Annotated in this window: 8 protein-coding genes; 5 read left to right on the top strand and 3 right to left on the bottom strand. The window is 69.1% G+C overall.

From position 1 onward, the window contains the following. Positions 1–279 precede the first annotated feature (279 nt). Entirely contained in the window at positions 280–729 is a 450-nt protein-coding gene (locus ACFC79_RS26695; RefSeq protein ID WP_376244703.1) for an ATP-binding protein, read from the bottom strand. Positions 730–902: 173 nt separating this feature from the next. Between ACFC79_RS26695 and ACFC79_RS26690 the strand changes: the two genes are divergently transcribed. The 3 genes from ACFC79_RS26690 to ACFC79_RS26680 all read left to right on the top strand — a co-directional run bounded on the left by ACFC79_RS26690 (position 903) and on the right by ACFC79_RS26680 (position 2,935). Next, entirely contained in the window at positions 903–1,787 is an 885-nt protein-coding gene (locus ACFC79_RS26690; RefSeq protein WP_376244700.1) for a Scr1 family TA system antitoxin-like transcriptional regulator, read from the top strand. Beyond that, positions 1,784–1,984: a DUF397 domain-containing protein gene (locus tag ACFC79_RS26685; RefSeq protein WP_376244698.1), complete on the top strand. Its 201-nt coding sequence runs from the start codon at positions 1,784–1,786 to the stop codon at positions 1,982–1,984. The genes ACFC79_RS26690 and ACFC79_RS26685 overlap by 4 nt, the downstream gene beginning before the upstream one ends. A 555-nt stretch (positions 1,985–2,539) precedes the next feature. Continuing rightward, positions 2,540–2,935, top strand: coding sequence for a DUF262 domain-containing protein (locus ACFC79_RS26680; RefSeq protein WP_376244695.1), 396 nt, complete (start codon positions 2,540–2,542; stop codon positions 2,933–2,935). On the opposite strand, the gene ACFC79_RS26675 is transcribed toward ACFC79_RS26680, so the two are convergent. Together ACFC79_RS26675 and ACFC79_RS26670 are read right to left on the bottom strand one after the other, a co-directional pair. Beyond that, positions 2,857–3,864 (bottom strand): bacteriocin fulvocin C-related protein, encoded by a 1,008-nt coding sequence (locus tag ACFC79_RS26675; protein ID WP_376244693.1) that lies wholly within the window; start codon positions 3,862–3,864, stop codon positions 2,857–2,859. The genes ACFC79_RS26680 and ACFC79_RS26675 overlap by 79 nt on opposite strands. Positions 3,865–4,318: 454 nt before the next feature. Beyond that, complete coding sequence (locus ACFC79_RS26670) at positions 4,319–5,848, bottom strand: helix-turn-helix domain-containing protein (protein WP_376244690.1); 1,530 nt, start codon at positions 5,846–5,848, stop codon at positions 4,319–4,321. A gap of 422 nt (positions 5,849–6,270) precedes the next feature. Here ACFC79_RS26670 and acnA point away from each other — a divergent pair, with 422 nt between their 5' ends. Next, a complete protein-coding gene (gene acnA / locus ACFC79_RS26665; protein WP_376244687.1) occupies positions 6,271–8,994 on the top strand; it encodes an aconitate hydratase AcnA in 2,724 nt (907 codons plus the stop codon). Positions 8,995–9,245: 251 nt separating this feature from the next. Next, positions 9,246–9,941: a histidine phosphatase family protein gene (locus tag ACFC79_RS26660; RefSeq protein ID WP_376244684.1), complete on the top strand. Its 696-nt coding sequence runs from the start codon at positions 9,246–9,248 to the stop codon at positions 9,939–9,941. The last annotated feature ends 26 nt before the right edge of the window (positions 9,942–9,967 follow it).

Here is a 9,967-nt window from a genome sequence, read left to right as displayed (position 1 = left end):
GAAATGGGCCGCGAAACGCTCCCACCACGCACACTGGCCCCAGCCCGAACACGGCCCTCACGTCACCATCCGAGTCAATAACTGAACGGTATTGGTCCTAGCCCTCTTCCGGATCGCTTCCGCGGTCCTTCGCAGGGGGCAACCGGCCTTCTCGTGAGCGGCACAACCAGCTGTGGGCGTCTGCGCGGCCACGCCCTTCGGCCTCGCTCCAGCCACCGCCTGGAGCCCGCGCACCGGATTGGGGTGGCCGGTTTTCGGGTGGCGTCCCGCCGACTGTACTCATTCGCGGTTCGGAGTGGTCAGTTCGGCTCGGACGGTCTTGCCGCTGGGCGGATGGGGAACCGTCTCCCAGCGGTCGGAGAGCGCGGCGACGAGTGCGAGGCCGCGACCACCGGCGTGGAGCGTGCCGGACGCGGCCTCCCCGTACGGGAACCGGGGAAGCCGCTCCCCGCGGGCATCGGTGACGTCGACGCGGAGGCGGCCGGACGGGACGTCGAACGTGAGCGACAGCCGAAAGCTCCGGCCGGGCACGAAGCCATGGAGGACGGCGTTGGACGCAAGCTCCGCGATCACGATTTCGGCACGCTCCGTGAGGTCATGCGGAGCGCCCCAGGACCGCAGTTCAGTCACGCCGAGAAGCCGGGCGAGCCGGGTGCCGCGCCGCGTGGACGACAGCAGCTGCGTGAAGACGAGCCGAGGCATGCCAAGTTGGGGGAGGGGTTGGTTCATGACGCCATCGTGACGGTCGGATATGGCCGGATACGAGTACCGCATCACGTACGCGGAGTCAGCGTACGGGCACATGGAGTAGGTGGTACGCAGGATTCGTGGTCACACTGGGTGGTGAACGTGAACGACGGCGAGCGGCTGTCGCGGGTGCGTTACGGAGAAAGGAGCGGCGGATGGACGACGTCGAGGGGGAGGCGAGGGCCGGGATCACCGACGTTCGGGCGGTCTCGGCGGCGGAGTGGGAGCGGGAGCCCCATCCGTCGGACAGTTTGCGCACGTTCGGCGCGGTCGTCCAGGCCCTGCGCGAGCACGCCGGCCTCAGCCGGGCGGAGCTGGCCGTCCTCGTCCGGTACTCCAAACACACCGTGGAGTCCATCGAGCTCGGACGCCGCATGGCGGACGAGACATTCGTCGAGCGTGCGGAGGAAGCGCTCGGCAATACGGGCGCGCTACGGAAGGCCGCCCGCCACCTGAGTCGCGGTGAGGTGGGACTCGCGGCGTGGTTCCGGCGTTGGGCCCGGTTGGAACGGGACGCGGCAAGCCTGTACACGTACGAATGTCGGCTGGTTCCAGGGCTGTTGCAGTCGGAGGCATACGCGCGGGCGGTGTTCGAGGGCACGATTCCGCTGCGGACCGACGAGGAACTGGAGGACCAGCTCACCGCGCGAATGGAGCGGCAACGAATGATGCGTGAGCGGCCCACGGTGCCGTTCAGCTTCATTGTCGAGGAGCACGTGTTCCGGCGACGGTTCGGGAACGCGGAGGCGATGCGCGGGCTGGTGGACCACGTGTTGGAGCGGAGTGCTCCGCGCAATGTGACGCTCCAGGTGGTGCCGCTGGAGGCGGAGTTGCATCCGTGCCTGGACGGTCCGGTGCGTCTCCTGGAAACCCCTGCGGGGCAGCGGCTCGGCTACTCGGAGGGACAGCAGAACGGTCGGCTCATCTCGGACCGGAAAGAGGTGAGCCTGCTCTGCCAACGCTATGAAAGACTGCGCTCGCAGGCCCTGAGTCCCAAGGAATCCCGGGACCTGCTGGAGCGACTGCGAGGAGAGTTATGAACAGCGGAACGACGGAACTCGCCTGGTTCAAGTCCAGCTACAGCGGCAGCCAGGGCGACGACTGCGTGGAGATCGCAGTCGCCGACAAGGCTGTTCACGTACGGGACTCGAAGGACCTGGCCCGCCCGGCCCTCGCCGTGGGACGCGCGGAGTGGGCGCCCTTCGTGCGGTTCGTGTCGGGCGCCTCGGAGGTGTAACCGAGCGCGGCACGGTTGATGAAACGGTCGCCGAGGTCGGATGCTGGTTCCGGCCTCGGCGCCGCCTTTTTGGGGGTGGCCTTCTTGGCCGCAGCTTTTGTGGGCCCGGCTTTCCTGGCCGCCGCTTTCTTGGGCGCGGCCTTCTTCGGGGTGGGTTTCGCGACAGCCTTCTTCTGCGCGGCGTTCTTGGCGGCCGTCGTACCGCGTGCCTTGAACTTCTTGCGTAGCAGCGTCAGTTGCTCTCGCTCCTGAACGGTCTGGTCGGCGGGCAGGGCATTGACGAGAACCCTGGCCCGATCGAGCTCGTAACGCGCCAGGGCCCAACGCTTGGCGTTGAGCGCCATACGAATCACGCCGAGGCGCTGCCGCAACGCCTTGATCTTTCCCGCCTGCCGCCGAGGTATCGGGGACTCCGCCCCACTGCTCCGCCGCTGCACAGCGGCACGCGTCCCCCAACCCGCGCCCGAGGTCAGAACGACGGACGTGCGCGGGTTGCCGGTCCGGCTTCGGCGTACCACGGGGCGTTGGTTCCTTCGGCGGCGAGCCGGATCGGTCGTGGCGGAGACCGGGACCGAGGGCGCGCACCGGCGATCGACGGGGCCGTGGAACCCGGAGCCGATCCGGGTCGACACCAAGCAGTTCTCGTCGCGCGACGTCCTGGACGCGATCGAGGACGAGTCGCTGGAACTGGCGCCGGACTTCCAGCGCGGGCAGGTGCGGGAGCCGGAGCGGAAGCCACGGCTCATCGAGTCCGTACTCCTGCAGATCCCGCTCCCGGCCCCCTACTTCGCCGAGGACGCCGGCGGGCCCATGCGCGTGGCCGACGGCCTTCAGTCACTGGACAGGAACCGCAGCCCGTCGACCCGCGGATGTCATTTCGTGCAGGTCCCGTTGCACTGGTACATGCCCAGAAAGCCGCAGCCCGACGTGGTACTGCAGAAACAGCACTGACAGTTCGGGCCCTCCCACACGGTGCACCACACCGAGGTGGTGCTGCAGTTGCACGTGGCCAGGGCCGCGGCCTCGCCTCCCGTGGTCGGAGGGGTATCGGCAGGACCGAGGGTGACCAGCAATGCGGCGCTGTCCGCCATGCCGAACGCCTCCTTCGCCGCCGTCTCCACCGCGGAGATGCGGCGTTGCAGCCCGGATCCCGGTTCCGGCTCGCCACCGGCGAACGTGGCTTCGGAACTCGCGAGGTCCAGGGCCTCTTGCACCACCCGGCTCTGCGGGGCGCTGAGCGCCGGATGCGCGGCCCGGAAGTTCCGCAGGTGCTCGGTCCACACCCTGCTGCGCTCGGCCGGGGAGAGTTCCACCAGCACGGCCTGCCGCACGGCCGAGGGCAGTGGCGCGATCTCGGCGTAGGTACGCGGCAACGTGCCGCGGTGCGCGGCCACCCACGACCGGGCCTCGGTCTGGGCCGAGCGTGCGAACGCCGGTGTCTGCCCGGCCACCGTCATGCCGATGGCCGTACCCGCACCACTTGCCAGCAGCAGGAAGTGCTTGCGGCTGATGCGTGAGCGGCGCGGTTCCGCCGTGCCGTCCGCGGTGGCGAGCGGCTTCCCGGTACGGGCCGCACGTCGCAGCTCGCCCAGGGCGATGAGCACACGACAGGTCGCCCGTGGCCCGAGCCGCCGCACAAGTTGCACGGCCATCCGGGGCCCCGTCCAGGCGCGCGCCGTGCCATCGGCCACTCGCAGCAGGGTCGGCGCCCACACGGGGTCGGCGCCCAGCGCCTCCTCGCGCCACCGCCGAACCGACGTGTCGGTAAGCGGCAGCACCTCCAGCTTGGCTCCGCTGCTTTGGGCGACGGTGGACGACACCGCCGTACAGGTTCCGCAGGACGAGTCGAACGTCAGGATCCATCGTGCTGTGAGCTGCATTTCCTGCCCTCTCCTATGGCTGGGGCAGCCGCCGTGACGACCGGACCGAGACTTCCCGCGGGCGCCGACCCGCGTTGACGAGGCGCGGCCTTCCCGGAAGAACCACGCAACGGTGAGATCGCAGATGGTGGGGGTACGGCGGCCGCCGCGCTCGGACAGTACGTCACTGTCTCGCACGTCTTTCGACCGGAGAAGGGGGAAATCAGGACAGTTTCTCCTTCCGGTCCTCGGAGTCGCCGCCCTGGCTGCGCTTCAGAGCACGAGTCACGGCTTTGTCGATCTCGGTCGCATGGGCCGCGAACGCTGTGGCGATGAAGTGGGATCACATAGCGGGACGGAATCGCCCGGCCTCGCACGTGAGTTCCAGAGAAGTCGCACGGGTGCCACTGCACCCCACCAAACCTGCCCACATGCAGGTCTGGTGCGGTGCAGTGGTCCTTCGGGCAGGACAGGCTCAGATGTCCCGGAAGATCTCGATCTGCGCGCCCACCGAGTTCAGGCGCTCCGCCAGTTCCTCGTACCCGCGGTTGATGACGTACACGTTGCGCAGCACGGACGTGCCCTCGGCCGCCATCATGGCCAACAGCACGACCACAGCGGGGCGCAGCGCGGGCGGGCACATCATCTCGGCGGCGCGCCAGCGGGTCGGGCCCTCCACCAGGACCCGGTGCGGGTCGAGGAGTTGGAGCCTGCCGCCGAGACGGTTGAGGTCGGTGAGGTAGATGGCCCGGTTGTCGTAGACCCAGTCGTGTATGAGGGTCTGGCCGTGGGCCGAGGCGGCGATCGCCGCGAAGAAGGGCACATTGTCGATGTTGAGCCCGGGGAACGGCATGGGGTGGACCTTGTCGATCGGCGCCTCCAGCTTGGAGGGGCGGACCGTGAGGTCGACCAGCCGGGTACGGCCGTTGTCGGCCGCGTACTCCGTCGTGCGGTCGCAGTCGACGCCCATCTCCTCCAGCACCGCGAGCTCGATCTCCAGGAACTCGATCGGTACCCGGCGGATCGTCAGCTCGGACTCCGTCACCACGGCGGCGGCGAGCAGGCTCATCGCCTCGACCGGGTCCTCGGAGGGGGAGTAGTCGACGTCCACGTCTATGTGCGGGACGCCGTGCACGGTGAGGGTGGTCGTGCCGATGCCGTCCACGCGTATGCCCAGGGCCTCCAGGAAGAAGCACAGGTCCTGGACCATGTAGTTGGAGGAGGCGTTGCGGATGACGGTCGTGCCGTCGTACCGGGCGGCGGCCAGCAGCGCGTTCTCGGTCACGGTGTCGCCGCGCTCGGTCAGCACGATGGGGCGGCCGGGCACGACCGAGTGGTCGACCTGCGCGTGGTACAGGCCCTCGGTCGCGGCGATCTCCAGCCCGAACCGGCGCAGCGCGATCATGTGCGGTTCGATCGTCCGTGTGCCGAGGTCGCAACCGCCCGCGTAGGGAAGCTTGAACGCGTCCATGCGGTGCAGCAGCGGGCCGAGGAACATGATGATGGAACGGGTCCGGCGGGCCGCGTCCGCATCGATGGCGTCCATGTCGAGCCGGGCGGGCGGCACGATTTCCAGGTCGGTGCCGTCGTTGATCCAGCGGGTCCGCACGCCGATGGAGTTCAGGACCTCCAGAAGGCGGTAGACCTCCTCGATGCGGGCCACCCGACGGAGCACGGTGCGGCCCTTGTTGAGGAGGGTGGCGCAGAGCAGGGCCACGCACGCGTTCTTGCTCGTCTTGACGTCGATGGAGCCCGAGAGCCGACGCCCACCGACCACTCGCAGGTGCATGGGCCCGGCGTAGCCGAGCGAAACGATCTCGCTGTCGAGTGCCTCACCGATGCGCGCGATCATCTCAAGGCTGATGTTCTGATTGCCGCGCTCGATGCGATTGACGGCGCTCTGGCTGGTGGCGAGCGCCTCGGCGAGCTGACTCTGTGTCCAGCCCCGGTGCTGACGGGCGTCACGTATGAGCTTGCCGATGCGTACGAGGTAATCGTCTGACATGGCGAAAGGCTATCTCAGATATGAGATGCGCCTTCCGGTGGGGTGCGCCGTTCGGGTGACGAGGGTGCGCAGGCGCGGGTGTTGTCCGTTTCCGTGTGCGTGACGGGCGTGGTGCGGCGCGTGCGTCCCATGGTTCACCCCGGTCGCCGCGGCGTCGCGCGGTGTGCGTCCGTCCGGGGGTGGGCGGTGTGCGCCCGGTCCGCCCGTCGTGCCGCCCGCGCATGACCGTGCGGCGGTGATGTACTAGAGTTATCTCGACATCGAGATAATTGCCGAAGGCGCACCGCCGCCCGCCACCGGGTAAGGGTTACCTAACCAATCTTGCTCCAGTGGGTGGTCGAGGGGTCGCAGGCGGCATCACGCGGCGCCCGCCGTCATGGGGCGCGGCGCGGAGTACGCGCACATTGATGAAGGAGACTGTCGTGTCGGCGAACAGCTTCGACGCCCGCAGCACGCTGCGCGTGGGCGACGAGTCGTACGAGATCTTCAGGCTGGACAAGGTCGAGGGCTCCGCGCGCCTCCCTTACAGCCTGAAGGTGCTCCTGGAGAACCTTCTCCGCACCGAGGACGGCGCGAACATCACCGCCGAGCACATCCGGGCGCTCGGTGGCTGGGACTCCCAGGCGCAGCCCAGCCGGGAGATCCAGTTCACGCCGGCCCGCGTGATCATGCAGGACTTCACCGGTGTGCCGTGCGTCGTGGACCTCGCCACCATGCGTGAGGCCGTCAAGGAGCTGGGCGGCGACCCGGCCAAGATCAACCCCCTGGCCCCGGCCGAGCTGGTCATCGACCACTCCGTCATCGCCGACAAGTTCGGTACGAAGGACGCCTTCGGCCAGAACGTCGAGCTGGAGTACGGCCGCAACAAGGAGCGCTACCAGTTCCTGCGTTGGGGGCAGACCGCCTTCGACGAGTTCAAGGTCGTCCCCCCGGGCACCGGCATCGTCCACCAGGTGAACATCGAGCACCTGGCCCGCACGGTCATGGTGCGCAACGGCCAGGCGTACCCCGACACCCTCGTCGGCACCGACTCGCACACCACCATGGTCAACGGCCTCGGCGTGCTGGGCTGGGGCGTCGGCGGCATCGAGGCCGAGGCCGCGATGCTCGGCCAGCCGGTCTCGATGCTCATCCCGCGCGTCGTCGGCTTCAAGCTGACCGGTGAGCTCAAGCCGGGCACCACCGCCACCGACCTCGTGCTGACCATCACCGAGATGCTCCGCAAGCACGGTGTCGTCGGCAAGTTCGTCGAGTTCTACGGCGAGGGCGTCGCCGCCACCTCCCTCGCCAACCGCGCCACCATCGGCAACATGTCCCCGGAGTTCGGCTCCACCGCCGCGATCTTCCCGATCGACGACGAGACGCTGAAGTACCTGCGCCTGACCGGCCGCGACGAGCAGCAGGTCGCGCTCGTCGAGGCGTACGCCAAGGAGCAGGGCCTCTGGCTGGACCCGGCCGCCGAGCCCGACTTCTCCGAGAAGCTGGAGCTGGACCTGTCGACGGTCGTCCCGTCGATCGCCGGTCCGAAGCGCCCGCAGGACCGCATCGTCCTCGCCAACGCCGCCGAGCAGTTCAAGCAGGACGTCCGCAACTACGTGGACACCACCGACGAGGCGGGCAAGGAGTCCTTCCCGGCCTCCGACGCCCCGGCCAACACGCCGAACGGCGGCCCGTCGAGCCCGGTCCCCGTGACCGCCCCCGACGGCACCACCTACGAGCTGGACCACGGCGCCGTCACCGTCGCCGCGATCACCTCCTGCACCAACACCTCGAACCCGTACGTCATGGTCGCCGCGGCGCTCGTGGCGAAGAAGGCGGTCGAGAAGGGCCTGACCCGCAAGCCGTGGGTCAAGACCACCCTCGCCCCGGGCTCGAAGGTCGTCACCGACTACTTCGACAAGGCGGGCCTGACCCCGTACCTCGACAAGGTCGGCTTCAACCTCGTCGGCTACGGCTGCACCACCTGCATCGGCAACTCCGGCCCGCTGCCGGAGGAGGTCTCCAAGGCGGTCAACGAGCACGACCTCGCCGTGACCTCGGTGCTCTCCGGCAACCGCAACTTCGAGGGCCGGATCAACCCCGACGTCAAGATGAACTACCTCGCCTCCCCGCCGCTGGTCGTCGCGTACGCCCTCGCCGGTTCGATGAAGGTGGACATCACCAAGGACGCCCTGGGCATCGACCAGAACGGCAACCCGGTCCACCTCGCGGACATCTGGCCGACCGAGGCCGAGGTGAACGAAGTCGTCGCCAACGCCATCGGCGAGGACATGTTCAACAAGTCCTACCAGGACGTCTTCGCGGGCGACGCCCAGTGGCAGGCCCTGTCGATCCCGACCGGCAACACCTTCGAGTGGGACGCCGAGTCGACCTACGTCCGCAAGCCCCCGTACTTCGAGGGCATGACGATGGACCCGGCCCCGGTCGAGGACATCGCCGGCGCCCGTGTGCTCGCCAAGCTGGGCGACTCGGTCACCACCGACCACATCTCCCCGGCCGGCGCCATCAAGGCCGACACCCCGGCCGGCACGTACCTCACCGAGCACGGTGTGGAGCGTCGCGACTTCAACTCCTACGGCTCGCGCCGCGGGAACCACGAGGTCATGATCCGCGGCACGTTCGCCAACATTCGCCTGCGCAACCAGATCGCGCCGGGCACCGAGGGCGGCTACACCCGCGACTTCACCCGGTCCGCTGAAGGTGCCCCGGTCTCCTTCATCTACGACGCCTCGCAGAACTACCAGGCCGCCGGCATCCCGCTGGTCGTCCTGGCGGGCAAGGAGTACGGTTCCGGTTCGTCCCGCGACTGGGCCGCCAAGGGCACCGCGCTCCTCGGCGTGAAGGCCGTCATCGCCGAGTCGTACGAGCGCATCCACCGCTCGAACCTCATCGGCATGGGCGTCCTCCCGCTCCAGTTCCCGGAGGGCGCGACCGCCGAGTCCCTCGGCCTGACCGGTCAGGAGACCTTCTCCTTCTCCGGCGTGACCGAGCTGAACAACGGCACCACGCCGCGCACGGTCAAGGTCACCACCGACACCGGTGTGGAGTTCGACGCGGTCGTCCGCATCGACACCCCCGGTGAGGCGGACTACTACCGCAACGGCGGCATCATGCAGTACGTGCTCCGCAGCCTGATCCGCAAGTAGGCAGCGGGCAGGCAGCCGAGCCGAAGGGCCGCATCCCGGGACACCGGGGTGCGGCCCTTCGCGTCCTCCGTGCCGTCCGGGGGCGGTCCCGCCGCGACACCCGCGGGCGGGCACACCGCCCACCGGACGACGGAATGGGATCGTGGGCCGGTGGGTTACCCACGGCATCGGTATCGGCATGGGTGTCGGTATCGATATCAGCTTCGGTATCGGCAGCGGTGAGAGATGACGACAGAGGACGGAACGCACCCATGGGCGAGTTGATCCTGATCCGGCACGGTGAGACCGAGTGGTCGCGGTCCGGACAGCACACCAGCTACACCGACCTGCCCCTGACCCCCCTCGGCGAACTCCAGGCACGTGCGCTGGCACCCCTGCTCGCCGAGCGGCGGATCGCGCTCACTCTGGTCAGCCCCTCGGTACGCGCCCGGCGCACCGCCGAACTCGCCGGGCTCGTCGCCCCTCGTATCACCCCCGAGCTGCACGAATGGGACTACGGCGGGTACGAGGGCGTGACCACCGACGAGATCCGCCGCACCCGGCCCGACTGGAACCTGTGGACCGACGGCGTGGCTCCCGGCCCCGGGGCACACCCCGGGGAAACCCCCGAGGAGGTCGGCGTCCGTGCCGACCGGGTGCTGGCCGAGGCGGCCGAGGCCGCCCGCCGGGACGCGGACCAGGACATCGCGCTCGTCGCCCACTCCCACTTCCTGCGGGTGCTCACCGCCCGCTATCTCGGGCTGACCCCGGCCGAGGGCACCCTGTTCCAGCTCGCCACCGGGGCCGTCTCCCGGCTCGGCACCGAGCACAGCCGGCCGGTCATCACGGCGTGGAACGTGGCCCTGCCCGAGTGCCTGCTCCAGCAGGTCGTCACAAAGGGCCCGGGGAGTCCGGGGAACCGGGGGAGTGGGAGCCGGGGGAGCGGCGGGAGTCCGGAGCGGGACTGAGCCGGTCCGGGACCGAACCTGTCCGG

This window comes from Streptomyces sp. NPDC056061, from assembly GCF_042266885.1.
In the GTDB taxonomy this organism is placed as follows: domain Bacteria; phylum Actinomycetota; class Actinomycetes; order Streptomycetales; family Streptomycetaceae; genus Streptomyces.
This window is presented reverse-complemented; position numbering and strand designations above follow the sequence as displayed.

Bases quoted from the DNA above. Each gene is read 5' to 3' on its own strand.
- ACFC79_RS26690 (WP_376244700.1), top strand. From the start codon at position 903: ATGGACGACGTCGAGGGGGAGGCGAGGGCCGGGATCACCGACGTTCGG.
- ACFC79_RS26695 (WP_376244703.1), bottom strand. From the start codon at position 729: ATGAACCAACCCCTCCCCCAACTTGGCATGCCTCGGCTCGTCTTCACG.
- ACFC79_RS26670 (WP_376244690.1), bottom strand. From the start codon at position 5,848: ATGTCAGACGATTACCTCGTACGCATCGGCAAGCTCATACGTGACGCC.
- ACFC79_RS26660 (WP_376244684.1), top strand. From the start codon at position 9,246: ATGGGCGAGTTGATCCTGATCCGGCACGGTGAGACCGAGTGGTCGCGG.
- ACFC79_RS26675 (WP_376244693.1), bottom strand. From the start codon at position 3,864: ATGCAGCTCACAGCACGATGGATCCTGACGTTCGACTCGTCCTGCGGA.
- ACFC79_RS26685 (WP_376244698.1), top strand. From the start codon at position 1,784: ATGAACAGCGGAACGACGGAACTCGCCTGGTTCAAGTCCAGCTACAGC.